The organism is Luteibacter sp. (assembly GCF_009912395.1).
Taxonomy (GTDB): Bacteria; Pseudomonadota; Gammaproteobacteria; order Xanthomonadales; family Rhodanobacteraceae; genus Luteibacter.
In genome coordinates this window covers 16,342-40,627 of the sequence record NZ_WNDO01000016.1, presented here as the reverse complement: position 1 = coordinate 40,627, position 24,286 = coordinate 16,342, and the positions used below count along the sequence as shown (strand labels likewise).

Below are 24,286 nucleotides of genomic sequence, written 5' to 3'. Positions count from 1 at the left end.
AATGGGCCGCAAGGCCCCTCGATACGACTGACGGAGATGGCATGGCGGCACTCGATTTCTCGGCGATCCTGCTCGGGCTGACGGTTCTTTTCGGACTGATCTGGCTGTTCGATCGCCTTTTCCTGGTGAAGGGCCGCCGCGCCCGTGCCGAGGCCCGTGGCGAAGACCAGCCGGAGCCCTGGCCGGTCGACTGGGCCCGCTCCCTGTTCCCGGTCATCCTCGTGGTACTGCTGCTGCGCTCGTTCGTGGCCGAACCGTTCCGCATCCCGTCGGGCTCCATGATGCCCACCCTGGACGTCGGCGATTTCATCCTGGTGAACAAGTTCACCTACGGCCTGCGCATGCCGGCCTTCAACAACAAGCTGCTCGAAAACGGCGAGCCCCGCCGTGGCGACGTGGTGGTCTTCCGTTTCCCGGGCTACGTCTGCAAGGACGAGCAGGGCAACAGCATCCGTAGCGGCGACATCTCCTGCCAGAACCCGCATGCGCCCGTGCCCAGCGAAAACTGGATCAAGCGCGTGATCGGCCTGCCGGGCGACCGTATCGAGACCCGTGGAAGCGAGCTTTACATCAACGGCGAGCGTATCGGCGTCGACGAGATCGGGTCGTACAAGGGCAACATGAACGAGCCCGAGGACCGCCTGCTGATGACCTACGGCTCCAAGCTCTACACGGAGCACCTGGGCAGCGTGAACCACACGATCGCGTTGACCCCGGCCTATACGACGCCGATGGACATCCCCAACGCGGCCGTGCCCTCGGAAGTGCCCAAGGGCTGCTACATCGTGATGGGCGACAACCGCATGAACAGCACGGACAGCCGCTGGTGGGGCTGCATGCCGGAGCAGAACCTGGTCGGCAAGGCCTTCTTCGTCTGGCTGGCATGGCGCGGTTTCGACAACGGTCTGCTCGATTTCAGCCGGATGGGACGGGTCATCCACTGACGTGAACGGCGGCGCCCGTCACGCCTTCCGGCGTTGCGATCGCCTCAGGACGCGGTAATCTCCGCTGCGGGGCGCCTGGCGCCCCGCACGCATTCTCGGCATTGACAGGGGGCCCTTCGCGGGCAGCTGGACACGACATATGAAGAACAGGCAATCGGGTATTTCCCTCATCGGCTTCCTGCTGTTGCTGGTTGTCCTGGGCTTTTTCGCCTACATGGGCATGAAGCTGGTGCCGTGCTACATCGAGTTCTTCGGCGCCAAGAAGGCCATGAGCCAGCTGGCGGCGGATGGCGGCTCCGGTGATCTCAACGAGATCCGGCGGAACCTCGCATTCAAGATGAACTTCCAGTACGTGGACGATTCCACGATCCAGCCGAAGGACATCACTCTCGACCGCCAGAACGGTGCCACGGTGCTCAAGCTGTCCTACGACAAGCGTGTGCACTTCATCTACAACATCGATTTCCTCCTGCACTTCGAGAACGCGGTGCCCATGAGGAACAGCCAGGCGTAACAGGTCATCGTGGAGTTTCCGCATCACTTTCGTAATCCTGCCCTCGCGGACCTCGCGCTGACTCATCGCAGCGTGGGCAAGCCGAACAACGAGCGGTTGGAGTTTCTCGGCGACGCGCTGTTGGGCGTAACGGTCGCCGAATTGCTGTACGACGCCCATCCCTTTGCGAGCGAAGGCGAGCTTTCGCGCCTGCGTTCGCAACTGGTGAACGGGCAGGCGCTCGCCGTCATCGCGCGCGAGCTTGAACTAGGCGACCGACTCAAGCTGGGGCCCGGCGAGCTGAAAAGCGGCGGCTTTCGTCGTGAGTCGATCCTTGCCGACGCCTTCGAGGCGCTGATCGCAGCGGTCTATCTCGACGACGGCTACGACGCCTGTCGCCAGGTGGTGCGTCGGCTCTTCACGCCGCGTATCGCCGAACTGAAACGTTCCAGCAAGGACGCCAAGACGCGCTTGCAGGAATGGTTGCAAGGCAAGGGCCTGCCCTTGCCCGTCTACGAACTCATCGACAGCTACGGCGAAGATCACGCCAAGACCTTCGACGTCAGCTGTTCCATCGACGAACCCGCCGCGATCCGGGTGGAGGGCAGGGCGGGAAGCCGCCGTGCCGCCGAGCAGGAGGCCGCCGAGTCCGTGCTCCGTCGAATCCAGGAAATCCCGAAATCATGAACGACATCGAACACTCCGAGGGCGAAGCCCCCACCGATTTCCGCTGCGGCTACGTGGCCCTGGCGGGGCGTCCCAACGTGGGCAAATCCACGCTCCTCAACGCGCTCATCGGCGTACGGCTGAGCATCGTCAGCCATCGCCCGCAGACCACGCGCCATCGCATCCTGGGCATCTCGACGAAGCCGGAGGGCCAGATCCTCTACGTCGATACCCCGGGTATGCACCGTGGTGGCAAGCGCGCCATGAACCGCAGCATCAACCGTACGGCACGTGCCGCCATCACCGAGGTCGACTTGGCCGTGCAGGTGATCGAGGCCGGTCGCTGGACCGACGAAGACGCCGCCATGTACGCGGCGATATCCGAGCAGAAGGACCTGCCGAAGCTGCTGGCGATCAACAAGGTCGACCTGCAGAAGGACAAGGCGGCCATGCTTCCCTTCGTCGCCGGCCTGATGGAAACGCACGCCTTCGACGACGTCTATTACGTCAGCGCGCTCAAGTCCAAGGGTCTTGATGGCCTGGAGAAGGGCATCCTGAAGCGCCTGCCGCAGCAGCCGGCGGTGTACGGCGAAGACGAGATCACCGATCGCAGCGAGCGCTTCCTTGCCGCCGAACTGGTCCGCGAGCAGCTCATGCTGCGCCTCGACCAGGAGCTTCCCTACGCCACCACCGTGGAGATCGAAGGCTTCGCCGATCGCCCGGATGGCGTGGCCGAGGTGCATGCGGTGATCTGGGTGGAGCGCGATGGCCAGAAGGCGATCGTCATCGGTGCCGGTGGCGCGCAGCTGAAGGCCATCGGGTCGTCGGCGCGCAAGGCCATGGAACACCTCTTCGAGCGCAAGGTCTTCCTGAAGCTCTGGGTCAAGGTCCGCGAAGGCTGGGCCGACGACGAGAACCTGTTGAAGCGCTTCGGCTACGAGTGAGTCGGAGTCGGGCCGCATGCGCGTCGAGCGAGAGCCTGCCTTCGTCCTGCACGCGCGGCCTTATCGCGAGACCTCGCTGCTGGTCGAATGCCTGAGCTGCTACCACGGGCGGCTCGGCGTCGTCGCACGTGGCGTCCGGCGCGAGCGGGCGCGCCTCCAACGTGCCCAGCTCGAACCGTTCCAGCGGCTCGAGCTCGATTTGATGCTGAAAGGCGAGTTGGCCACCCTGCGTGACGCGGAGCCGGTCGGGCCGGTCATGCGCCTGACCGGCGACGCCGGCATGGCAGGGCTCTACCTCAACGAACTGGTGGTGCGCCTTACGGGCCGCCAGGATCCGAATCCGACGCTGTTCGGCCAGTACGAGCGCACTCTCCGCCGTATCGCCGATGCCGAGCCTCTCGCCTGGACCCTGCGGCGCTTCGAGCGGGACATGCTCGATTCGCTGGGCTATGCGCTTCAGCTCGACATCGACGCAGGCAGTGGCGAGCCGCTCGACCCGTCACGTAGTTATTACTACGACCCGGAGGCCGGCGCGACGCCAGGCCGCGCCGGTGATCCACATGGGTTGCGTGGTGCCGACCTGCTCGCGCTCGCGGCCGACGAGGCGCCCGATACGGCGGGCCTGGCTGCCCTGCGACGGATGATGAGGCAAGTTATTTCGTTCCACCTGGGAGGTGGCGAACTCAAGGCGTGGCGCGTGCTGCGCTGATCATCACGCCAGGGCCGCTTCCAGTGCGGCCAGGGTGGCGCGAAGTTCCTTGCGGAAGGCGACGAAGGTGTCGCCTCGGACCTGGCGATGCGTATCGACATGGACCTGCAGGGCACGCACCTGGGTGCCGAGGCGAGGGGTGCCGCAAAAGCCGCAGCCGGAGCGCAGGCAATGCAAACGCTCCACCAAGGCCTCGGGGGCGAGCGTGTCCATCTCGCTATCGAGTTGGGCCAGCTCCTGTCGAAACAGCGCCCGCAGCGCCTGCATGGTGCGGATGTCGCCCGTGGCCTGCATGGCCTCGTCGTCGTCCAGTCGCTTCAGGTCGCTTGTCGCCCCCTGGGTGACGGCGGAAGAAAGCGCCTGGCCCAGGGTGGCCACACGGCAGGGTTTTTCGATGACGCCGACGAAGCCCGCGGCGAGCAACGCCTGCCGCTGGGTGGGAGACATTTCCGCGCTGGTGGCGAAGGCGTGGGCATCGCGCGACGCGGCGTGGGCGTTTTTCCTCAGGGCGGTCAGCACCTCGACAGCGCCCGATCCGGGCATGCGGCAGTCGAGTAGCAGGATGTCCAGGCGCTCGCTGATTGCGATGGCCAGTGCATCGGGGCCGTCGGTGGCGAGGGTGGGCGCGTAACCGAGTCCCTTGAGCGCCGCGGAGAGAAATTCTCGTGTGGAAGCGTCGTCGTCGGCCACCAGCACCCGGCGGGAGGCGGGTCTGGATGGCTCGGGAGGAGGGTCCGGGAGCTTCTGCAACATTCAACGTTCCATGTCGTTCATCAGGATTTGGCAGAATGGACGAGCATGCTCCCCGTATCAACCCGCCCGCGTCGTCTCATCCTCCTTGCCTGGTGCGCCATCGCCTGGCCGGGCCTCGCTTGCGCGGGCCTGTCGGTGGGCGCCGACAGCATCGATCTACCGGGGCTGAGCATGGGCGGCCTGAAGGCCGACCTCGATCCGGGCGATGACGGCAAGGGCGTGGCGGTAAGCCTGTCAGCCAGCCGTGCCGATGTGCCGGCGATGGGCTGGAAGAAGCTGGGGGTAGGGATCGAGGGCGACCTCGACCGCGATGAACTCGGGCGCTGGGTCTTCGACGGCCGGGTTCGCCTGAAGGGTGCGCCAGGTGCCGCGCTCAGCGACGCCACGCTGAGGATCGTGGCCGATGAGTCGGCCAACACCCTTGAGGTCGATATCCGCCAGGACAAGGCCAGTGCCCAGCTGGCGCTGCCCATGGACCAGCCTACGCACGCGCAGATCACGCTCAAGGGGCTGCCCAGCGGGTGGCTGCAGGGGCTGGTGTCCACGGTGTGGGCGGGCAAGCTGACCACGGGCAAGGTCGATGCCGACCTGGCCCTCGACCTGCTCGGTGAAGGCGTACAGGCGGCGGGGCAGTTCGCGCTGGATGGTGTCGGTTTCGAGGGGCCGGGTGGCAAGCTGGCCGGCAGCAAGCTCTCCGGTGGCGGCCGCGTCGGCGTGGACAACCAGCAGGACGGCACCTCGATCGAGCTGGACAGCTCCTTGAAGGGCGGTGAGCTGCTGCTTGGGCCGCTGTACGCGGCGCTGCCGTCGCACCCGGTCCAGCTGTCGCTCTCGACCCGCTCGCAAAAGGGCGAGCTGGCCATTCATCGCCTCCGAGTGATCGATCCCGACGCCTTGCAACTGGAGGGCGGACTGGCTTTCGATGCGAAGGGCGACCTGGCCACGCTCGAACTCGACCACTTCAACGCTCGCTTCCCTGCCGCCTACGATCGCTACGGCAAGGGTCTCCTGCGCAACGCCGGCATCGACGGCCTGAGCGCTACCGGTGATCTCTCCGGCAACCTGTCCATGGCGCGCGGGATCCCTTCGGCCTTCGCCCTGCAGACCGGCGGCCTGGACCTCTCCTTCGCCGACGGTCGCCTGGGCATCGTCGGGTTGCGCGGTGGCCTGGACTGGAGTGCCACCGAAGATCGTCCCACGACCCGATTGGGCTGGCGATCGCTTCAGGTCCTCAAGATTCCCAACGGCGCGGCGGAAGGCAGCTGGCGTAGCCAGGGCGGCACGCTGGCGCTCGAAAAACCGCTTTCGATTCCGGTTCTTGACGGCCAGTTGCGGGTGCTCGGCCTCGGCTGGAAGCCCGGCGCGGCCAGCGGCGAGCGCCTGCAGACCTCGCTGGCGCTGACCCAGGTGGACATGGCCGCCTTTTGCCGTGCCCTGGGCTGGCCCGAGTTCAAGGGCAAGGTCGGCGGCGCCATTCCCAGCCTTCGTTATGTCGACGACCGGGTGGAACTGGGCGGTGGTCTGTCGATCAGCGTGTTCGACGGCTTCGTCGACATTACTGGCATGACCGTGTCCAAGCCTTTCAGCGACGTGCCGGTGCTCACGGGCGACATCGCGCTGCGCAAGCTCGACCTGGGGCTGCTCACCTCCGTGTTCGACTTCGGCAACATCACCGGCCGGATGAACGGCGCCATCGACGACCTGCGCCTCGTAGCCTGGAAACCGGTAGCGTTCAAGGCGAATTTCCTTGCCGACGAAGGCGGCCGGATCAGCCAGAAGGCGGTCAACAACCTCACCTCGGTCGGCGGTGGTGGCATCGCCGGTGGCCTCCAGGGCACCGTGCTGAAGATCTTCAAGACCTTCGGGTACCGTCGCATCGGCATGTCCTGCACCCTCAAGGGCGATGTGTGCAGCATGGGCGGATTGGGCCCCGCGAAGGATGGCTACACTATCGTCGAGGGCAGCGGCCTGCCGCGCTTGACGGTGCTGGGCCACCAGCGGGACGTGGACTGGCCCACGCTGGTGCGTCGCTTGCAGGCGGCCACCGAAGGCGGCGCTCCCGTCGTCCGCTAGCGAAGGTGTGTAGGAGCGCGCTCGCGCGCGATAAGCCAACGAAGCCCGGAAGCCGCACCCCAGGCCAGGCAAAAACATCGAAAGGACAGCAACAACCATGCGCAAGCTACTGACCACCCTGATCGTCGCCGTCGCCATCACCCTCGTGGGCTGCGTCACCATCAACGTCTACTTCCCGGAAGCCGCCGCGCAGAAGGCCGCCGACCAATTCATCGGCAACGTGCTCGACGATAGTGGCGTGGCCCGCCCGGCCAATGGTTCCTCGACCACCCCGACCCAGCCGGCCCCGGGCAAGCAGCCCTCGGCGGCCATCCTGGATCTGCTGATCCCGGCCGCCTACGCCGCCGAATCGCCCGATATCCAGGTGCGTACGCCGGAAACCGACGCGATCCGCGAGCGCATGAAGAACCGCTTCGGTGGCGCCCTCAAGAGCCTGTTCGACAGCGGCGCGGTGGGCTTCACGGCCGACGGCCTCGTGGCTGCGCGCGATCCGGGCGCCATCCCGCTCGACCAGCGCTCGCTCGTCGACCAGGAAAACGGCGACCGCAACGCGCTCTACGCCGCCATCGCCAAGGCCAACGGTCACCCGGAGTGGGAAGGGCAGATCCGCAAGACCTTCGCCGACGGCTGGATCCAGCGCGCGCCTTCGGGCTGGTATTATCGTGACGCCTCTGGCGCCTGGAAGCGCAAGTAGGCATCCGCCAGGAACGCCCGCCACCGCACGCTCGCGTGGCGCGTCCTCCCAGCCAGCCCGGACTCGTTCCGGGCTTTCAGTTTCAGAGCGCATGACCGAATTCGAAGCCACCATCACCGACCTCAGCCACGACGGCCGGGGTGTCGCCCGCATCGACAACAAGGCCACCTTCGTCTCCGGCGCCCTGCCGGGTGAGCGGGTGCTGCTGAAGTACCGCAAGCGCCACCGCAACTACGACGACGCCGAAGTCGTCTCCGTGATCGAGGCCTCCCCCGATCGCGTGGAGCCGAAGTGCAAGCACTTCGGCCAGTGCAGCGGCTGTTCCTTGCAGCACCTGGCACCGGCCGCGCAAATTGCCGCCAAGCAGAACGTGCTCGCGGAAAACTTCGAGCGTATCGGCAAGGTCACCCCGGAATCCTGGCTGCCGCCGTTAACCGACGAACCCTGGGCGTATCGCCGCAAGGGCCGTTTCTCGGTGCGCTTCGTCACCAAGAAGGGGCGGGTGCTGGTCGGTTTCCGCGAGGAATCCAATCCCGCGTTCGTCGCGGACATCGAACAATGCGAGGTGATCCACCCGGCGATCGGGCCGAAGGTGGGTCTGTTGGCATCGGTGATCCAGTCGCTCGACGTCGCCCGCGATATTCCCCAGGTGGAGTTCGCCGCCGGCGACGACACGGTGGCCCTGGTGTTCCGCCATCTTTCGCCGATGTCCGACAACGACAAGGCGACGCTCACCGCCTTCGCGAAGGAGCATGGCTTCGCCATCTACCTGCAGCCGGGCAACCACAGCAGCGTCTACCCGTTGTGGCCGGAATCGCCGCGCCTGGCGTTCGCGATCCCCGCCGACAACGTCGAGCTGGAGTTCCTTCCGCTCGATTTCGTCCAGGTCAACGCGGGCATGAACCAGCGCATGCTGGCGCGCACGCTGGAACTGCTCGACCTGCGTCCCGAGCACCGCGTGCTCGACTTGTTCTGCGGCCTGGGCAACTTCACGCTGCCCATCGCCCGCCATGCGGCCGAAGTGGTCGGCGTGGAGGGCGAGCATGGCCTGGTCGAGCGCGCGGCCGCCAACGCGGCGCGCAACGGCATCGCCAATGCCTCGTTCCGCGTCGCCAACCTGTTCGAAGACCAGCGCAAGGAGCCCTGGGCCACGCAGGCCTGGGACCGCCTGTTGCTCGACCCGCCGCGCGCCGGCGCCGACAAAGTGCTGGAATACCTGCCGCGCAAGGGCACCGATCGCATCGTCTATGTGTCCTGCCACCCGGGTTCGCTGGCGCGCGATGCCGGCATCCTCGTCGAGAAGCATGGCTTCCGACTGGTCAGCGCGGGCGTGATGGACATGTTCCCGCACACGGCGCACGTGGAATCCATCGCGCTGTTCGAGCGTCGCTGAGGAAAGGCATGGGCATCGAGATCGAACGCAAGTTTCTCCTGGCCGGCGATGGCTGGCGCGCGTACATCGAGCGCAGCGAACGCATCGCGCAAGGCTACCTCGTGTCCGGCGCGGCCATCGGGGCAGGGCTCGCGCGCTCGTCGGTGCGCGTGCGCCGTTCGGGCGACAAGGCATGGCTGAACATCAAATCCGCCACGCTGGGCATCGAGCGCCAGGAATACGAGTACCCGGTGCCGATGGATGACGCCGTGAACCTTCTGGGGCTGTGCGACGGCGTGCTGGAAAAGGATCGTCACCATGTCATGTTCGAAGGCGCACACTTCGAGATCGACGAGTTCCATGGCGACAACGAAGGGCTGATCGTCGCGGAAATCGAATTGCCGGCGGCCGATGCCGCCTATCCCCGTCCCGGCTGGCTGGGCAAGGAAGTCAGCGAGCAGGTGCGGTACTACAACGTCAATCTCATCGAGCGGCCTTTTGCGTCATGGACGGCCGCCGAGCGGGAAGGTAAGGAGGACACCACGTGCTGATCATCGGCCTGGCCGGTACCCGGCTCGAAGCGCATGAACATGCCCATCTCACGGCGCATGGTGTGTCCGGTGTCATCCTGTTCGCACGCAACTTCGAATCGCGCGAGCAGGTCGCCGCGCTGATCGACTCCGTCCGTGAGGTCGCGGGCGAGGACTTCCTCGTCTGCGTCGACCAGGAGGGCGGCCGCGTGCAACGCTTTCGCGAGGGCTTCACCCGGCTGCCGCCGCTGCGCGCGCTGGGCAAGCTTTATGACACCTCGCCTGTCGAGGCCGTCGACCGCGCGGAAGAACACGCCTGGATCATGGCCAGCGAAATGCGCGCCATCGGTGTCGATTTCAGCTTCGCGCCCGTGACCGACATCGACCGGGGCAGCAAGGCCATCGGCGATCGGGCGTTCCACGCCGATCCGGTCGTCACGGCGGAGCTGGTGCAGGCCTATGTGCGCGGCATGCATCTCGGCGGCATGGCCGCGGTGCTGAAGCATTTTCCCGGTCACGGTTCCGTGGCCGAAGACACCCATGAATCCGTCGCCGTGGATCCGCGCAGCAAGGACGAGATCTTCCGTACCGACCTGCTGCCCTTCGTCGCCGGCGTCGAAGCCCGGGCCGAGGCCGTCATGGCCGCGCACGTGAAGTACACCGCCGTGGACGACCAGCCCGCCGGTTACTCGCACGTCTGGATCGAAGACATCCTGCGCGGCGAACTCGGTTTCCGCGGCTGCGTGTTCGGCGACGACATCAGCATGGCGGCCGCCGGCAGCGTCGGTGGCGTCGCCGCGCGAGTCAACGCCAACCTCGACGCGGGCTGCGATCTCGTGCTCGCCTGTTTTCCCGATGTGGTTTCCGAGGCCATCGCCGCGGTCAAGCACCGCAAACTGTCGCCCATCGATCGGATCGCTCCCCTGCGTGGCGCGATCGGTTCAACCTGGGCGGGTCTCGCCGCCAATCCCCAACGCGATCGATTCATCGCTCGCGTGACCGTCCTGGAGTCCTAAGCACCATGTCCGCATCCGCTTCACTCGAGCACGCGCTCGCGCATTCCGACGTCCTGTTCTCCCGCGAACAGCTGGATACCGAGATCGTCCGCATGGGCAAGGAGATCGACACGGCGCTCGCCGGCGAGCGTCCCGTGTTCCTCACCGTGATGCACGGTGCGTTGATCTTCGCCAGCCAGCTCGCGCTGTCGATCCGCACCGACCTGGAATTCGACTACGTGCACGCGACCCGTTACCGCGGTGAGACGCGTGGCGCCGACCTGCACTGGCTGCGTCGTCCCGAGGTGCCGCTCAACGGTCGCACCGTCCTGCTGGTGGACGACATCCTCGACGAGGGTCACACGCTCAAGTCCGTGCGGGACGCTTGCCTGGAGATGGGAGCGAAGCGCGTGCTTCTCGCCGTGCTCTGCACCAAAATCCACGACCGTCGCGCCGAAGGCATCGAGGCCGACTTCAACGGCGTCGACCTGCCGGACCGCTACGTCTTCGGCTACGGCATGGATTACCACGAGCAGGCCCGCAACCTGCCTGCCATCCACGCGCTCAAGGACTGATCCGATGACCCTCGATCTCGCCGTCATCGGCGGCAGCGGCCTGTACGCCTTCGAAGGCCTGGAAAACACCGAGCGGCACAGCGTCGACACGCCGTTCGGCCCGGCTTCCGGCGACATCGTCACGGGTGATTTCCACGGCAAGCGCCTGGCCTTCCTCGCCCGTCACGGCGAGAGCCACACTGTGCCGCCGCACCGCGTGAACTACCGGGCTAACCTCTGGGCGCTGCATTCGCTCGGCGCGCGTCGCGTCGTTGCGGTGAACGCCGTGGGCGGCATCCGCGACGACATGGGGCCGCGCACCCTGGTCGTGCCCGACCAGGTCATCGACTACACCCACGGTCGCTACACGAGCTTCAACGATGTCGAGGGCGCCGAAGTGCGTCACATCGACTTCAGCGAGCCGTACACCGAAAGCCTGCGCCAGGCGATCCTCGCCGCGGCTCGGGCCGAAGGGCTGGCGATCATCGACGGCGGCGTCCATGGCGTCACCCAGGGACCGCGCCTGGAGACCCGTGCCGAGATCGCGCGTATGAAGCGCGACGGATGCGACCTGGTGGGTATGACCGGCATGCCGGAAGCTGTCCTGGCCCGCGAACTGGATCTCGAATTCGCCTGCCTGGCGTTGGTCGCCAACTTCGCGGCCGGTGCGGGAGACGAAGCGGAAATCAGCATCGAGGAGATCTTCGCGCACCTCAAGGCAGCCACGGCCAACGTCGCTCCCATCCTGGGCAGGCTGCTTTCCCCGGCCTGACTCGGAAAGAGTCGTAGTTGCGCTTTTGTCTAAAACATGTTGATACTTCGTCTGCGCCGCGGGGGCAGGCCAAGGGGATCCATGGGGTAGCCTCGCCGTCCGGGTGCTTCCAGTCCATGTCCAGAGGTTTCCGCAATGCGTTTCGGTACGGTCAAGTGGTTCAACGACGCCAAGGGTTTCGGTTTCATCGCGCCCGAGGACGGTGGGGAGGACGTGTTCGTCCACTTTTCTGCGATCAATTCCAAGGGCTTCCGTAGCCTGCAGGAAGGCCAGCGCGTGAAGTTCGAAGTGACGACGGGCCCGAAGGGTGCCCAGGCGTCGGGCGTCGAAATCGCGGCCTGATCCAGGCCCGCATCGATGTCATGAAAACCCCGCGCTTTGCGCGGGGTTTTTTTATGTCCGGTGAGCGGGCGAAGCCGATAGTGGCGTGGGATAGGACACGTGCATGCTGGGTCGATGCGCCATCGTTCCGGCTCCTCGCTCATCGAATGCCTCGTGGCCCTGGCGGTCTTCGCCGTGGGCACGGGATGCCACGCCACCTGGCTTGCCCATTCCCTCGGCGTGCATGCGCGCGCCTCGCGGTCCTTCGCTGCGACGACGCTCGCGGTGAGTCTTGCCGAGCGCATGCGCCGTAACCCTGAGGGGCTGCGAGAGGGGCTTTACGCAAAAGCGGCAAATTTTCCTGAATGCCAGGTTCAGTGCGAAAACGCCGCCCTGGCCATGGCCGATCTGCAGGCCTTCCATGACGGTATTGGGCGACACCTGGGGCCGCGTGGCCAAGGCCGGGTCGACTGCCCGGAACCGCGTGTCTGCGTCATTCGTATCGCCTGGGCCGGACAGGAGGAACTGGCATGGCGGCTGCGTCTCGGGGCATGACGCTGGTCGAGTTGCTCGTGGGATTGGCCGTGGCATCGCTCGTGGCGATCATCGTCATGACGGGGCTTTCGGCGATGGGGGCCACGCATCGAAGGGGACTCGCGGCCCGCAGATCCGATGACGAAGCGTGGCTGGCGCTGGCAGCGATAGCTGCCGACAAGGAATGCCGCGACACGACGACCTGTCACAAGCGTTGGCGGGTGGACGATGGCCTAGCGTACTGCCGCGAGCACTGCCAACCCTACACGAACGGCGTCGCGTCGCTGGACGTCCTCACGGATGGCGGCTCACCGGAGACGCTGACGATTCGTCTCGTCCTGCATGACGGACGCCTCTACGAACGCGCGGTGGTGCGACGATGACGCGCTGCCGGGGCGGCATCCTGATCTTCGTGCTCTGCGCGCTCGCGATCCTCGCGCTCGTGGGCGCGTTCGTGGCGCGCGATGCCGCGTCACGCCTAGCCGCCGTCCGTGCCTTCCGCGAAGCGACGCGCCGCGAGTTCATGCGGTGTGACGTCGACGGTGGTCAGCCGCAATGCGCGCATGCGACCATCGACGACGGCGCGGCAGGCGCGTCGTCGAACGAGGCACATCATGGATCGCAGGCGATTCCTCCAGGGCGCGACGCTGGCGTCGGGTCTGGCTCTCGGCGCTGACGCGCTGGCCCGGATTGACGCGAAGCCGAAGAGCAGCGGCAGCGGCAGCGGCAGCGGCGGCGGTACGCGACCGCGCGTGTGCTCCACCTGGGACTTCGGCATCGCGGCGAACCAGGCGGCGTGGAAAGTGTTCGCCGATGGCGGTCGCGCGCTCGACGCGGTGGAGCAGGGCGTGCGCGTACCGGAAGCCGACTTGCGCAACCACAGCGTGGGCCGCGCGGGGTATCCCGACCGCGATGGCAAGGTCACGCTCGACGCCAGCATCATGGACGAGCAGGGCAATTGCGGCGCCGTCGCCGCCATCGAACACATCGCCCATCCCATTTCCGTCGCCCGTCGCGTCATGGAGCGCACGCCGCACGTGCTGCTCGTCGGTGACGGTGCCTTGCAATTCGCGCTGGAACAGGGCTTTCCCCGCGAAGAATTGCTGACGCCGGAGTCCGACAAGGCCTGGCACGAATGGCTGAAGACGGCGAAATACAAGCCGGTCGCCAACAGCGAAGTGAAAACCTACAACGCCGGTCCCGGTGGCACGCCGGGCGATGCGAGCAACCACGACACCATCGGCATGCTCGCCATTGACGCGCACGGCAATCTTTCCGGCGCCTGCACCACCAGTGGCATGGCGTGGAAGCTGCACGGTCGCGTCGGCGACAGCCCGATCATCGGCGCCGGCCTGTATGTCGACAACGAAGTCGGTGCGGCCACGTCCACGGGCGTGGGTGAGGAAGTCATCCGCAACGTCGGCAGCTTCCTCGTCGTGGAACTGATGCGCCAGGGACGTTCGCCCGAAGACGCCTGCCGCGAGGCCGTTGAACGCATCCTTCGTCGCAAGCCGGGCGCCAAGGACATCCAGGTCGGTTTCCTCGCGATGGACAAGAAGGGCAATGTCGGTGCGTGGGCGATCCAGAAGGGCTTCTCCTATGCCGTCTGCGATGCAGCGAAGCAGGACACCTTGATCCCGGGCAAGAGCACGTACTGACATGGGCTTGCTTGAAGTCGCCGCCAATTCGGTGGCCTCCGCTTTCGCGGCGCAGGAAGGGGGCGCTCACCGCATCGAGCTGTGCGCAAGCCTCGACGAAGGGGGTGTCACGCCATCGCATGGCACGATCCGGCTGGCGCGCGAAGGCTTGCGCATTCCGCTTTACGTATTGATCCGGCCGCGTTCGGGCGATTTCCTCTACGAGAACGACGAAGTCGAGGCCATGCTCGACGATATCGCCCATTGCCGTGAACTGGGATGCGCCGGCGTGGTCGTCGGCGCGCTCACCGCCGAGGGGGAGATCGATGTCGACGTATGCGAGCGCTTCGTGGAGGAGGCGGGCCCGATGGGCGTGACCTTCCACCGTGCCTTCGATCTCGTGCCGGACAGGATGGAGGCGTTGGAAACCGTGATCGATCTTGGTTTCGAACGCGTGCTGAGCTCCGGCGGCATGCCGAGTGCCGTAAGCGGCGCAGCGGTGCTGTCGCGCCTCGTCGCGCAGGCCGCGCATCGCATCGTGGTCATGCCCGGTGCGGGCATCGGCCCGGACAACATCGCCGCGTTGCGCGAAACGACGCGTGCCCGCGAATTCCACGCATCGGCGAAACGACGCCTGCCGTCGGCGATGCGTCGCGTGCCCGCCGATACGCTCGGCATGGGTGGCGGTGAAACACGTACCGACTTGGATACCGTACGGGCGCTCGTCAAAGCGCTCGCTTGATAAGGGGAACGACTTCGTGATGTCGATGCACCGATTCGTACTGGGCTCCGCGTTCGTCATGGCGGCTGCATGGATGTCGTCGGCCTACGCGGCGGAAAGCGTGCGCTATATCGCGCCAGGCCGACCGGCGGTGACGCTCGACGCCGCTGCGCTGGCGAAGCTCCCGCACGCGAGCGCGAAGGGCGCCACGCATGGCGATCCGGTCAGCACCTGGGAGGGTATCGCCCTCATCGACCTGCTGCGTGAGCAGGGGGCTCCCATGGACAAGGCCCTGCGCGGTGGTGCGCTGGCGAAGTTCGTGCGCGTGACGGCCAGCGACGGCTACCAGGTGGTCTTCAGCCTCGGCGAACTGGATCCCGACCTCGGTGCGGAGAAAGTCCTGCTTGCCAATCGGCGCGACGGGCATCCCATCGATGGCAGCGACGGCCCTTATCGCATCGTGGTTCCCGTGGATGTGCGCGCGGCACGCTGGATTCGCAACGTCACCACGATCGAACTGGTCGACGGCTCAACACCGCGCCAGTAATCCTCTGTAGGAGCGCGCTTGCGCGCGATGGGTGCTCGAGGGAACCCCCATCGCGCGCAAGCGCGCTCCTACAGAAAGAGGTCAGGCGACGAACTGCAGTCGTGCCAGTTCCGCATAAAGACCACCCTGGCGCAGCAGCTCCTCGTGCGTGCCCTGCGCGACGATGCGGCCGCCGTCCATCACCACGATGCGATCGGCGCGCTGTACGGTGGCGAGGCGGTGGGCGATCACCAGCGTCGTGCGGCCCTTTTCCAGGCGTTCCAAGGCCTGCTGGATCGCGGCCTCGGACTGGGCGTCCAAGGCGGAGGTCGCCTCGTCGAGCAACAGCAACGGGGCATCGCGAAGGATGGCGCGCGCAATGGCGATGCGCTGCTTCTGGCCGCCGGAAAGTCGCACGCCACGTTCGCCCAGTGCGGCGTCGTAACCATCGGGCAGGGCGGAGATGAAGCCATCCGCCTCTGCCAGCCGCGCGGCCTCGCGCACTTCGCCGTCGTCCGCGTTCTCGCGTCCGAAGCGGATATTGTCGGCGGCGGTGCCACCGAAGATCACGGTTTCCTGCGGCACGAGCGCGATGGCGCCACGCAGTTCGGGCAACGCCATGGCGCGCAGGTCCACGCCGTCGAAGCGGATCGAACCCGTGGCCGGATCGTGGAAGCGCAGCAGCAGGCTGAACACCGTGCTCTTGCCGGCGCCAGACGGCCCGACCAGGGCCACCGTCTCGCCCGGTGCGATGTCCAGGTCGAAGCCGGAGAGGGCCAGTACATCGGGTCGGGTGGGATAGCGGAACGAGATATCGTCGAAGCGCAGCGAGCCGGTGACAGGGCGGGGCAACGGCTCCGGTGCGTCGGGCGTCTTGATGACCGGATGCTCGGCGAACAGCTCGCCGATGCGCTCCATCGCGCCGGCGGCGCGCAGGACATCGCCCCACACCTCGGAAAGACCCGCCACCGAACCGGCGGCGAAGATTGCATAGAGCACGAACTGGCTGAGCACGCCGGGTGCAAGATCGCCCGAGATCACGTCGCGCGCGCCCGCCCACAGCACCAGGGTGATCGCACCGAAGATCAGTACGATGACGGCGGCGGTGAGCAGCGAACGCATGCCGATACGCAGGCGCGCGGTCGCCAACGCGCGGGCGATGGCATCCGCGTAGCGGCGGCTCTCGATCGGTTCGCGGCCGTAGGCCTTCACCGCCTGCACGGCGTTGAGCGTTTCATTGGCGACAGCGGCGGCGTCGGCGATGCGGTCCTGGCTGTGCCGCGACAGCTTCTGCACCCGCCGACCGAAGATCAGGATGGGCAGCATCACCGCCGGGATCACCAGCGCGGTGAGGCCGGCGAGGCGCGGGCTGGTCCAGGCCATGGCGACGGCGGCGCCGATCAGCATCACGGCGCTGCGCAGGGCCACCGAGATGCCCGAACCGACCAGGGTCTGCACCACCTCGGTATCGGTGCCCAGGCGCGAGGTGAGCTCACCCACGCGCGTGCTTTCGTAGAAGCCGACGTCCAGCCCCATCACGTGCCGGTAAAGGGCGGTGCGCAGCGAGGCGAGCGAGCGCTCGCCCAGCAGGGCGATGCAGTAATAGCGCGCCGCAGTGGCGATGGCGAGCACCACGGCCACGCCGAACAGGGCGAGGAAGGTGCCGTTGATCGTGGCGATGTTGGCGGCGAGGAAGCCGTGGTCGATGATGTGGCGCACGGCCACTGGCAGGATCAGCGACGCGCCGGACGACAGCGCCAGGAAGAACAGCCAGCCGAACGCCAGGCTCCTGTGGGGTTTCAGGAACGGCCACAAATGGCGTAGCGCGCCGATCTTGCGTGATTTCTCCCTGCGTTCTTCGGTCATGCGCTGCGCGGTCCTCGGGGGTTCGTGGACGGATGGGGCCATCCGGTTCGCTATTCAATCCGTGTCGGGCGGTTCAGTCCACGGGCCGGGGTACGATCCTGCCACGCGTGACGTCGGTCACACGGGCCGCGATGGCGTCGAGGAGGTCCTTTGGCGCCAGCACGGTCAGTTCCGCACCGTCTGCCACGAAGACTTCCCGCTCGATCTCGCCGCCCAGTTCACGGATTCGCGCGGACACCAGCGCCAGCTCGGCAAACTCGCAATGCATGTGCAGTCGCCCGGTCTCGACGATGTCCACGCGTGGCGCCAGGCGCAGGCATTCCGCCGCGCTACCACCGTAGGCGCGGGCGAGGCTACCCGCACCAAGCTTGATGCCGCCGTACCAGCGCGTGACGACCACGGCCACCCGGTCGCAGCCCTGGCCCTCGATGGCCTGGAGGATGGGGCGGCCCGCTGTGCCGCCCGGCTCGCCGTCGTCGTTGAACCGGTAGGCGTCGCCGATGCGGTAGGCCCAGCAATTGTGAGTGGCCGAGGCGTCGCCCACGCTGGCGATCCATGCCAGTGCCTCGTCGGCGCCGGCGACGGGAGCGGCCTGGGCGAGGAAACGACTCTTCTTGATGTCTTCCTCGTGGCGCCAGGGCGAGGCGAGCGTCTGTACCAGGCTCACCGCTCGAGGTCGCGCAGGTCTTGCGGCAACTCGTAGCGCGGATGCTCGCGGCGCAGGGTCTTCAGTTCACGCAGCGCCTCGTCGCGTCGGCCTTCGCCCAGCAGGCGACGGATCTCCGCGACCCGGGTGTCCGGATCGAGGGTCGGCGCGGACGTCATCGGGGCGGGCGTGGCCACGGCCCCGGAGGGCGCATAGGCGGCGTTCTCCCGTGCGGCGGGGGCGCTGTCGAGCTTGAGCGACGGCGCGGCGACATAGGTGCGCACTTCGCCGGGCACCGGTGGCGTGAGCGAGGCGGGCGGCGAGGGGGGCGCCGGCGGCGCGGGCGGTGCCGCGACCGGCGCCGGTTCGGCGGGCGCGGCCATGATCATCGGTGCGGGCTGCTCGAGCGGCGGCGGAGCCGCGCGCACGACCTTGCGCACCTGGGCGTGAACGGTCGGCGCCACGCGCCGCGCCGCGGCCGGGGAGGCCTTCTGGACCGTTTCCTGCGCGGCCGGCATCTCGATCGGCGGCGGCGCCGGAGGGGGCGGGGCGGCGACGTCCTCGGACGGCGATGCCGGGACCGCCGGCGTGTAGGCGATGGGGGCCGGCGCGCTCTGGCGCAATTGCCAGGCCATGCCGACCGCGAGTACCAGCACGGCCGCCGAGCCAAGGGCGACGGGCCAGCGTGGCCGGCGCCGGGGCACCGTCGCCCGCGCGGCCGCGGCGAGCACAGCGGCGTCGAGCGCGGGATCGGGCTCGGCTCGCGGCAGGCGCGCGTACAGCGCGGCGAGCGCTTGCTCGTCCGGCAGGTCGTCGTCGCTGGGCGGTGGCGTGTTCGGATTCATGTCAGTCGGCTACGAGTTCGCGGATCCGGGCCATGGCGTAGCGAAGCCTCGACTTCGCGGTCTCACGACCCACTCCGGTGACGGTGGCGATCTCCTCGACGGATAGTTCGTTTTCCATGCGCAGCACGAAAGCCGTGCGTTGTTCGTCGGGCAGGCTCTCGATGGCCAGTTGCATGCGTCGACGTTGTTCGAAGTCCGACAGTGCGTGCTCGGGCTGTTCGCGTTCGGGCGCGGCCTGCGCGGCGAACACGGCTTCGGTTTCCTCCGTGCCCGCCTGCGGACGCTGCTTGCGAAAGCTGTCGATGGCGAGGTTATGCGCGATCTGCAACAACCACGTGCTGAAGCGAGCGTCCGGGCGATAGCGCGAGCGTGCCACCACGACCCGGCTCCATGTCTCCTGGAACAGCTCGTCGGCCAGCGCGCGATCCTTCACCGTGCGCAGCAGGAAGCGATAGAGCGCTCCCTTGTGTCGGCCGTAGAGCGTTGCGAAGGCAGCCGCATCCCCGCCTGTCCAGGCTTGCATCAGTGCGCCATCGTCGGCCAGGGGTGCGTCCATGGCCGGTGAGGTTACGTCATCTTCGGTGGAGAGAGAAATCCGCACGGTTTATCGTCGTCAGTGACATCGCCACCGGAGGGGCCATCCCTCCGGTGGCTGCCTTGAGGAACTATCGCGAGGCCGGCTGCGTCTGCATGCTGTTCGCCATATCGGCGAGCTTGACCATCTGGGCGCGGTAGCCACCCGGGTCGGCACCGAGCGCACCACGGGCCAGTTCCGCGACCTTGTCGTAGCCAAAACCGTCGCTGTACTTGCCGCCGCGCAGGTTGTCGGCGAACGCGGCCACGGCGGCGGCGAAGCGCAGGCGATCGCTAGCTTCGGCTTCGACGGTCGCGGAAAGCGGGTGCTCGATCAGCCGACTCGCGCCACCATCGGCGGGCTTGTAGCGCAGGCGCAGGAAGGCCAGTTCGTCGCCCTTCGCGGCGGGCGCTTCCGTCTTGCCGTAGCGCAGCGGATCGACGCGATTACCCTTCGAATCCTTCAACGTCACTTCGTAAATGGCCGTGACGTTCGCACCCGCGCCGATCTCGCCAGCATCGACCGCGTCGTTGTTGAAATCCTCTCGGGCGAGCATGCGCTTTTCGTAGCCGATAAGGCGGTATTCCGTCACCACGGCAGGATTGAATTCCACCTGGATCTTCACGTCCTTCGCGATGGTCATGAGCGTCGCGGACATCTCGTCCACCAGCACGCGCCGACCTTCCTCCAGGCTGTCGATGTAGTGATGGCTCCCGTTGCCCACGTCGGCCAGTTCCACCGCCATGGCATCGTTATAGTTGCCTTCGCCGAAGCCCAGCGTGGTCAGGGCGATGCCGCTCTTGCGCTTTTCGGCGATGCGCGTCTTGAGTGCTTCGGGATCGACGATGCCGACATTGAAATCGCCATCGGTGGCGAGGATGACGCGATTCACGCCGCCCTTGATGAAGCCCTTCGCCGCCTGCGCATAGGCCAGTTCGATGCCGGCCGCGCCGTTGGTGGAACCGCTCGCCTGGAGCGCGTCGATCGCGGCCAGAATCTTCGCGTGCTGGTCGCCCGGGGTCGAGCGCAGGGCGACGCAGGTAGCACCTGCGTAGGTCACCAGCGACACGCGATCCTGCGCGCGCAGCTTCGGCACGATCTGCCGCAGCGAGGCCTTGAGCAGGGGCAGCTTGTCCGGTTCACCCATCGAGCCGGAGACATCGACGAGGAAGACGAGGTTGGCGGCGGGAATCTGGTTCGCCGGCACCGTGTAGCCCTGGATGCCGACCAGCAGCAGTTCGCGATTCGCGTTCCACGGTGCATGGGCCAGTTCGGTCGTGACGCTGAACGGTTGCGCGCGGTCGGTCGGCGGGGCGTAGCCGTAGTTGAAGTAGTTGATGAATTCTTCGCTGCGCACCGCATCGGCCGGAGGAAGGTCGCCCTTCTGGAGCATGTGGCGCACGTTCGTATAAGAGCCGGTGTCGATGTCGATGCTGAAGGTGGACACCGGGTCGGTCGCGGCGACGTGCACGGGGTTGGTGTCGCGATGACGGTAGTTGCTGGTATCGACCGGTTCGGGCGCCATCGGCATGTATCCCATCACGGGCGCGATCTTCGCGGCCATGGCCACCGGTGCCTGCGACATGGTTACGGGCGAGGCCGGCGGCGACGGTGGTGCGGGTGGAGCCGGCGGCGGGGCGGCCACGGGCATGGCCATCATCGTCTCGGCGCGAGGGGCCCCGCCTGTGCGCCGCAGGATGCGGGGATTCACCGGCGCGACGGTGCCGCAGTCGGCCTGGCTGTCGTCGGGGACGGGCAGCGTCGACAACGGCGTGCGTGGCTGGCCGTTGGCGGCGGTACCGGCGGCGAAGACCAGGCCAGCGAAAAAGAGCGGAAGGGTGGTGCGCAACGTATTCATCCTGCATGGCCTCGGTGGGGTGACATGAGGTGAAACGAAGCAGGAGGGCGAATGGGGTTAAACCGTGTGGCGTGGAGGGCCCGACGGCACGTCGAGGGGCAGGTCGCCCATGGTTCCCACGCGATTGCGGCCGGACTGCTTGGCCCGGTAGAGCGCGCGATCCGCCGCGTTGAGGAGATCCAGCGGACTGCTGGAGGCATGGGCGTGCAGGGTCGCCACGCCGACGGTGACGGTCAGCACGCCGAAGGGGCTCAGCGGATGGACCAGCGCCTGGGCCTCGACGTGCGAGCGCAGGTCTTCCGCCAGCGCCACGGCATCCTGCAATCGGGTGCCCGGCGCGACGACGGCGAATTCCTCGCCACCGAACCGTGCGATGAAGTCGCCCGCCCGCAACCCGCGGGAGAGCAGCGTGCTGGCGAGCGCGCGAAGGCAATCGTCACCGGCGAGGTGTCCGTACCGGTCGTTGTATTCCTTGAAGAAATCGACATCGATCATGAGCAGTGCGATGGGGTCGCGCTGATCGGGCCGATGCCATTCCCGCAACAGGCGCTCGTCGAGCGCGCGACGGTTCGCCAGGCCGGTGAGGCCGTCGATGAAGACCAGTCCTTCGAGTTCGTCCCGGTTGCGCGACAGGCGGTATTCCTCTTCCACGACGTCTACCTGCGCCACGGTAACCCACAGGCCGATACCCACGACGGCCACGATGGCGGCACTGATGCCGAGCGACGGGTAGTCGGGAATGATCATCAATCCGAAGCCCAACACGCTCATGGCGAGAAAGGTGGGACTGGCGCCCTGCACGAAGCGGACAAGGTAGACCGGAGGGTGCCAGTGGCGTCGCGGTTGTCGCCATGCGGTCGTGACGAAGAGCGCGAGGAAGGGCAGATCGAGCACGGCATCCCATGACGAGGTTCCGAATTCGGGATGACCGCCCAGCGCGATGTAGTGGTTATAGACGAAGCCGGAAAGGGCATACGTGACGAAGAACGACATCACGGCCCGGAAGAAGTAATGGTCTTCCGGACGATCCGTCGCAAGGAAACGCAGCAACGCCGCGACGGCCAGGCAGGTGTTCTCGAAATCCAGCATCCATGCCACATCCATGGCCTGATCCATGCCCAGCGCGCCCTGCACGGACACGATGGAGAACGTGCGCACATAGAACAACACGCCCAGCAAGGAGGCCAGGACGAGGTCGATGGCCACCGCCCATTGCTTGCGTGCCGCGACCGGTGCCGACGATATCGAGACGAGTACGGGCAGGACATACAGCACATAGAAGAAGATGCTGTCGCCGGGCGCCGGATTGGCGTTGTCGTAGACATAGCTCTGGCGTGCGGCGAAGAACATGCCGACGGCCCAGAGCCCGAGACTTCCCAGTACCAGCCACCAGCGATGGTCGCGCGGCGTACCCGATCGATACCACGCGCGGACGGTGGAGACCATCGCGAGTGCCGCCACGCCGAAGAACGATACGTAGGACACGGTCATGCCGTGGTCCGGCAGGATGCGCAGCAGGCAGGCATGGGCGAACGCAAGCACCGCCGCGATGATGACGGGCATCATCGCGGGGTTTTCCCTGCCTGCGACGTGGGGACGTTCGCGGCCGGTGCTGCGGAGGGGGCCAAAATCATGGGCACATGGTACGGCCCGCACGCGCGCAAATGTGAACGTCAGGTATGACGTCGTGCGACGTCCTCGATATCCGCCGTTTCGAGGATGGTCTTGTCGTACCCATGGCGTGCCAGTTCCAGCAAGGCGCGACCGATCGACTCCGTCGTGGCCACCGAGTGAGACCGCCATGCCCGAAGCAGGGGCAGTATGGGCGCGAAGAACGGATAGATCAGCCGGTAGGCGCGAGTCCGCGAGGTGGCTCCATACATCGGCCGGATAAGGGCGGGACGTATGGCATGCACATGGCGAAAGGGTAGCCGGGCCAACGCATTCTCCGTGCGCCCACGGACCCGTGCCCACATGGTGTCGCTCGCCTCGGTCGAATCCGCACCGGCGCCGGACACATACACGAAGCTCATGTCGGGATCACGCCGTGACAAGGCGGTGGCGACGGCCAGCGTCATGTCGTAGGTCAGGCGCGTGTAGGTCGCCTCGTCCATGCGGAAGGACGAGACGCCCACGCAGAAGAAGCAGGCATCGAAACGACCGGTGAGGATCGCGGTATCGGTGAGGTCCGGATGCACGATCGCGGTGAGCTTCGGATGGGTCACCTCCAGGGGCGAGCGCCCCACGGCGACGACCTCGGTGACATCGTTTGCGAGCAGGCACTCGCGAAGAACGCCTTGCCCGACCATGCCGGACGCGCCGAACAGAAGAATGCGCATCGTGTGTCCTCAGTAGGCGGGGAAGGGAGGAACGGGTCGTTCGTCCCCCACGTCGGTGCCGCGGCTCACCTCGACCCAGCGCGCGTCGCTTTCACGACGTGCCTGCTCGGCCAGCGAAGCGTAGTGCACGGCGTCGCTGCCGAGCAGCAGGTGGACCGGCGGCTGCGGGTGGGCCGCGATACGCAGCACGACTTCCGCCACGCGTCGCGGATCGCCCGCTTCGTTGCCCGCATATTGGCGGATCAGTTCGAGCATCGCACCGACCGTGGCGGCATAGTCGGTGTGGAACGCAGGCGTATCCGTACTCGCGCGCCGCGCCCAGTCGGTGCGCATGCCACCCGGTTCCAGCGTGCAGACATGCACGCCCAGCCCGGCCAGCTCACCGGCCAGCACGCCACTGAAGCCACCGACGGCCCACTTGGCCGCCTGATAGGCGGACAGGCCGGGATTGGCCAGGCGGCCGCCAACGGACGACACGTTGATGATCCAGCCATGGCGCCGCTCACGCATGTGGGGAAGGGCGGCACGCGTCAGTTGCACTACGCCGAAGAGGTTGGTCTCGATCTGGTCGCGGAAATCGTCGGCGCCCATGTTCTCGAAAGGCACCATGTTCCCGTAGCCGGCGTTGTTCACCAGCACGTCGAGGTGACCGAAGGTGTCGATGGCGAAACGGACGGCAGCCTCGCAGGCCGACGCGTCGGTGACGTCGAGGACGAACGTGCGCAGCTGCCCCGGATACCGGGCGGCAAGGTCGTCGAGGGCGGCCGGGCGGCGGGCGGTCGCGACCACCTCGTGTCCTTCGGCGAGGGCGCGTTCGACGATATCGCGTCCGAGGCCGGCGGCGCTGCCGGAGACGAGCCAGGTTTGCTTGGACATGGAGCCTTCCTCCGCGGAAGAAATAAATAAGTGAGTGAGCACTC

28 protein-coding genes are annotated in these 24,286 nt (G+C 66.8%); 19 read left to right on the top strand and 9 right to left on the bottom strand.

Translation table 11 applies throughout. The features are described from left to right. The first annotated feature begins 41 nt into the window (after positions 1-41). The 5 genes from lepB to recO all read left to right on the top strand — a co-directional run bounded on the left by lepB (position 42) and on the right by recO (position 3,756). The gene (gene lepB, locus GAK28_RS14875; protein WP_291780665.1) at positions 42-944 is read left to right on the top strand and encodes a signal peptidase I; all 903 of its coding nucleotides are present in this window, start codon (positions 42-44) and stop codon (positions 942-944) included. A 139-nt stretch (positions 945-1,083) separates the two neighbouring features. Continuing rightward, positions 1,084-1,458 (top strand): DUF4845 domain-containing protein, encoded by a 375-nt coding sequence (locus GAK28_RS14870; protein WP_291780662.1) that lies wholly within the window; start codon positions 1,084-1,086, stop codon positions 1,456-1,458. 9 nt (positions 1,459-1,467) lie between these two features. Next, complete coding sequence (gene rnc / locus GAK28_RS14865; protein ID WP_291780659.1) at positions 1,468-2,124, top strand: ribonuclease III; 657 nt, start codon at positions 1,468-1,470, stop codon at positions 2,122-2,124. Next, positions 2,121-3,047, top strand: a complete 927-nt coding sequence (gene era, locus GAK28_RS14860) for a GTPase Era (protein ID WP_291780657.1) — start codon at positions 2,121-2,123, stop codon at positions 3,045-3,047. The genes rnc and era overlap by 4 nt, the downstream gene beginning before the upstream one ends. 16 nt (positions 3,048-3,063) lie before the next feature. Next, entirely contained in the window at positions 3,064-3,756 is a 693-nt protein-coding gene (gene recO, locus GAK28_RS14855) for a DNA repair protein RecO (protein ID WP_291780655.1), read from the top strand. A gap of 3 nt (positions 3,757-3,759) precedes the next feature. On the opposite strand, the gene GAK28_RS14850 is transcribed toward recO, so the two are convergent. After that, positions 3,760-4,509 carry a response regulator gene (locus tag GAK28_RS14850; protein WP_291780653.1) on the bottom strand — a complete coding sequence of 250 codons (750 nt, stop codon included), beginning with the start codon at positions 4,507-4,509 and terminating at the stop codon, positions 3,760-3,762. 45 nt (positions 4,510-4,554) lie between these two features. Here GAK28_RS14850 and GAK28_RS14845 point away from each other — a divergent pair, with 45 nt between their 5' ends. The 14 genes from GAK28_RS14845 (at position 4,555) to GAK28_RS14780 (ending at position 15,259) form a co-directional block, all read left to right on the top strand. Continuing rightward, on the top strand, positions 4,555-6,582 hold the full coding sequence (locus GAK28_RS14845; protein WP_291780650.1) for a hypothetical protein: 2,028 nt from the start codon (positions 4,555-4,557) through the stop codon (positions 6,580-6,582). 97 nt (positions 6,583-6,679) lie between these two features. Beyond that, entirely contained in the window at positions 6,680-7,276 is a 597-nt protein-coding gene (locus GAK28_RS14840; protein ID WP_291780647.1) for a YdbL family protein, read from the top strand. A 91-nt stretch (positions 7,277-7,367) separates the two neighbouring features. Next, the gene (rlmD, locus tag GAK28_RS14835) at positions 7,368-8,669 is read left to right on the top strand and encodes a 23S rRNA (uracil(1939)-C(5))-methyltransferase RlmD (RefSeq protein ID WP_291780644.1); all 1,302 of its coding nucleotides are present in this window, start codon (positions 7,368-7,370) and stop codon (positions 8,667-8,669) included. An 8-nt stretch (positions 8,670-8,677) separates the two neighbouring features. Next, positions 8,678-9,199, top strand: a complete 522-nt coding sequence (locus GAK28_RS14830) for a CYTH domain-containing protein (RefSeq protein ID WP_291780641.1) — start codon at positions 8,678-8,680, stop codon at positions 9,197-9,199. After that, the gene (gene nagZ / locus GAK28_RS14825) at positions 9,193-10,194 is read left to right on the top strand and encodes a beta-N-acetylhexosaminidase (RefSeq protein ID WP_291780638.1); all 1,002 of its coding nucleotides are present in this window, start codon (positions 9,193-9,195) and stop codon (positions 10,192-10,194) included. Before GAK28_RS14830 ends, nagZ begins: the two co-directional genes overlap by 7 nt. A gap of 5 nt (positions 10,195-10,199) precedes the next feature. Next, positions 10,200-10,748 (top strand): hypoxanthine-guanine phosphoribosyltransferase, encoded by a 549-nt coding sequence (locus tag GAK28_RS14820; protein WP_291780635.1) that lies wholly within the window; start codon positions 10,200-10,202, stop codon positions 10,746-10,748. A gap of 4 nt (positions 10,749-10,752) precedes the next feature. Next, positions 10,753-11,499 carry an S-methyl-5'-thioinosine phosphorylase gene (locus GAK28_RS14815; protein WP_291780632.1) on the top strand — a complete coding sequence of 249 codons (747 nt, stop codon included), beginning with the start codon at positions 10,753-10,755 and terminating at the stop codon, positions 11,497-11,499. A gap of 135 nt (positions 11,500-11,634) precedes the next feature. After that, positions 11,635-11,841 (top strand): cold-shock protein, encoded by a 207-nt coding sequence (locus GAK28_RS14810; RefSeq protein ID WP_036117760.1) that lies wholly within the window; start codon positions 11,635-11,637, stop codon positions 11,839-11,841. A 153-nt stretch (positions 11,842-11,994) separates the two neighbouring features. Further along, positions 11,995-12,375 carry a hypothetical protein gene (locus GAK28_RS14805; protein ID WP_291780617.1) on the top strand — a complete coding sequence of 127 codons (381 nt, stop codon included), beginning with the start codon at positions 11,995-11,997 and terminating at the stop codon, positions 12,373-12,375. After that, on the top strand, positions 12,372-12,737 hold the full coding sequence (locus GAK28_RS14800) for a hypothetical protein (protein ID WP_291780614.1): 366 nt from the start codon (positions 12,372-12,374) through the stop codon (positions 12,735-12,737). The genes GAK28_RS14805 and GAK28_RS14800 overlap by 4 nt, the downstream gene beginning before the upstream one ends. Then, positions 12,734-13,030, top strand: coding sequence for a hypothetical protein (locus tag GAK28_RS14795; protein WP_291780941.1), 297 nt, complete (start codon positions 12,734-12,736; stop codon positions 13,028-13,030). The genes GAK28_RS14800 and GAK28_RS14795 overlap by 4 nt, the downstream gene beginning before the upstream one ends. After that, positions 12,966-14,012: a N(4)-(beta-N-acetylglucosaminyl)-L-asparaginase gene (locus tag GAK28_RS14790; protein ID WP_291780933.1), complete on the top strand. Its 1,047-nt coding sequence runs from the start codon at positions 12,966-12,968 to the stop codon at positions 14,010-14,012. Before GAK28_RS14795 ends, GAK28_RS14790 begins: the two co-directional genes overlap by 65 nt. Position 14,013: 1 nt before the next feature. After that, complete coding sequence (locus GAK28_RS14785) at positions 14,014-14,733, top strand: copper homeostasis protein CutC (protein ID WP_291780611.1); 720 nt, start codon at positions 14,014-14,016, stop codon at positions 14,731-14,733. A 19-nt stretch (positions 14,734-14,752) separates the two neighbouring features. Beyond that, the gene (locus GAK28_RS14780) at positions 14,753-15,259 is read left to right on the top strand and encodes a molybdopterin-dependent oxidoreductase (RefSeq protein WP_291780608.1); all 507 of its coding nucleotides are present in this window, start codon (positions 14,753-14,755) and stop codon (positions 15,257-15,259) included. 81 nt (positions 15,260-15,340) lie between these two features. On the opposite strand, the gene GAK28_RS14775 is transcribed toward GAK28_RS14780, so the two are convergent. The 8 genes from GAK28_RS14775 to GAK28_RS14740 form a co-directional block, all read right to left on the bottom strand. After that, positions 15,341-17,104, bottom strand: a complete 1,764-nt coding sequence (locus GAK28_RS14775) for an ABC transporter transmembrane domain-containing protein (RefSeq protein ID WP_291780604.1) — start codon at positions 17,102-17,104, stop codon at positions 15,341-15,343. Between the two features lie 73 nt (positions 17,105-17,177). Then, a complete protein-coding gene (locus GAK28_RS14770) occupies positions 17,178-17,771 on the bottom strand; it encodes a YigZ family protein (protein WP_291780601.1) in 594 nt (197 codons plus the stop codon). Then, entirely contained in the window at positions 17,768-18,595 is an 828-nt protein-coding gene (locus GAK28_RS14765; RefSeq protein ID WP_291780598.1) for a hypothetical protein, read from the bottom strand. Before GAK28_RS14765 ends, GAK28_RS14770 begins: the two co-directional genes overlap by 4 nt. Position 18,596: 1 nt before the next feature. Next, entirely contained in the window at positions 18,597-19,151 is a 555-nt protein-coding gene (locus GAK28_RS14760) for an RNA polymerase sigma factor (RefSeq protein WP_291780931.1), read from the bottom strand. Positions 19,152-19,260: 109 nt separating this feature from the next. Next, positions 19,261-21,018, bottom strand: coding sequence for a VWA domain-containing protein (locus GAK28_RS14755; protein WP_343161878.1), 1,758 nt, complete (start codon positions 21,016-21,018; stop codon positions 19,261-19,263). Positions 21,019-21,084: 66 nt separating this feature from the next. Continuing rightward, on the bottom strand, positions 21,085-22,593 hold the full coding sequence (locus GAK28_RS14750; RefSeq protein WP_291780595.1) for a GGDEF domain-containing protein: 1,509 nt from the start codon (positions 22,591-22,593) through the stop codon (positions 21,085-21,087). 107 nt (positions 22,594-22,700) lie between these two features. Continuing rightward, positions 22,701-23,366 carry an NAD-dependent epimerase/dehydratase family protein gene (locus GAK28_RS14745; RefSeq protein WP_291780593.1) on the bottom strand — a complete coding sequence of 222 codons (666 nt, stop codon included), beginning with the start codon at positions 23,364-23,366 and terminating at the stop codon, positions 22,701-22,703. A gap of 9 nt (positions 23,367-23,375) precedes the next feature. Further along, a complete protein-coding gene (locus tag GAK28_RS14740) occupies positions 23,376-24,242 on the bottom strand; it encodes an SDR family NAD(P)-dependent oxidoreductase (RefSeq protein WP_291780591.1) in 867 nt (288 codons plus the stop codon). Positions 24,243-24,286 lie beyond the last annotated feature (44 nt).

Bases quoted from the DNA above. Each gene is read 5' to 3' on its own strand.
- lepB (WP_291780665.1), top strand. From the start codon at position 42: ATGGCGGCACTCGATTTCTCGGCGATCCTGCTCGGGCTGACGGTTCTT.
- GAK28_RS14870 (WP_291780662.1), top strand. From the start codon at position 1,084: ATGAAGAACAGGCAATCGGGTATTTCCCTCATCGGCTTCCTGCTGTTG.
- era (WP_291780657.1), top strand. From the start codon at position 2,121: ATGAACGACATCGAACACTCCGAGGGCGAAGCCCCCACCGATTTCCGC.
- recO (WP_291780655.1), top strand. From the start codon at position 3,064: ATGCGCGTCGAGCGAGAGCCTGCCTTCGTCCTGCACGCGCGGCCTTAT.
- GAK28_RS14850 (WP_291780653.1), bottom strand. From the start codon at position 4,509: ATGTTGCAGAAGCTCCCGGACCCTCCTCCCGAGCCATCCAGACCCGCC.
- GAK28_RS14845 (WP_291780650.1), top strand. From the start codon at position 4,555: ATGCTCCCCGTATCAACCCGCCCGCGTCGTCTCATCCTCCTTGCCTGG.
- GAK28_RS14840 (WP_291780647.1), top strand. From the start codon at position 6,680: ATGCGCAAGCTACTGACCACCCTGATCGTCGCCGTCGCCATCACCCTC.
- rlmD (WP_291780644.1), top strand. From the start codon at position 7,368: ATGACCGAATTCGAAGCCACCATCACCGACCTCAGCCACGACGGCCGG.
- GAK28_RS14830 (WP_291780641.1), top strand. From the start codon at position 8,678: ATGGGCATCGAGATCGAACGCAAGTTTCTCCTGGCCGGCGATGGCTGG.
- GAK28_RS14820 (WP_291780635.1), top strand. From the start codon at position 10,200: ATGTCCGCATCCGCTTCACTCGAGCACGCGCTCGCGCATTCCGACGTC.
- GAK28_RS14815 (WP_291780632.1), top strand. From the start codon at position 10,753: ATGACCCTCGATCTCGCCGTCATCGGCGGCAGCGGCCTGTACGCCTTC.
- GAK28_RS14810 (WP_036117760.1), top strand. From the start codon at position 11,635: ATGCGTTTCGGTACGGTCAAGTGGTTCAACGACGCCAAGGGTTTCGGT.
- GAK28_RS14800 (WP_291780614.1), top strand. From the start codon at position 12,372: ATGACGCTGGTCGAGTTGCTCGTGGGATTGGCCGTGGCATCGCTCGTG.
- GAK28_RS14795 (WP_291780941.1), top strand. From the start codon at position 12,734: ATGACGCGCTGCCGGGGCGGCATCCTGATCTTCGTGCTCTGCGCGCTC.
- GAK28_RS14785 (WP_291780611.1), top strand. From the start codon at position 14,014: ATGGGCTTGCTTGAAGTCGCCGCCAATTCGGTGGCCTCCGCTTTCGCG.
- GAK28_RS14780 (WP_291780608.1), top strand. From the start codon at position 14,753: ATGTCGATGCACCGATTCGTACTGGGCTCCGCGTTCGTCATGGCGGCT.
- GAK28_RS14775 (WP_291780604.1), bottom strand. From the start codon at position 17,104: ATGACCGAAGAACGCAGGGAGAAATCACGCAAGATCGGCGCGCTACGC.
- GAK28_RS14765 (WP_291780598.1), bottom strand. From the start codon at position 18,595: ATGAATCCGAACACGCCACCGCCCAGCGACGACGACCTGCCGGACGAG.
- GAK28_RS14760 (WP_291780931.1), bottom strand. From the start codon at position 19,151: ATGGACGCACCCCTGGCCGACGATGGCGCACTGATGCAAGCCTGGACA.
- GAK28_RS14750 (WP_291780595.1), bottom strand. From the start codon at position 22,593: ATGATGCCCGTCATCATCGCGGCGGTGCTTGCGTTCGCCCATGCCTGC.
- GAK28_RS14745 (WP_291780593.1), bottom strand. From the start codon at position 23,366: ATGCGCATTCTTCTGTTCGGCGCGTCCGGCATGGTCGGGCAAGGCGTT.
- GAK28_RS14740 (WP_291780591.1), bottom strand. From the start codon at position 24,242: ATGTCCAAGCAAACCTGGCTCGTCTCCGGCAGCGCCGCCGGCCTCGGA.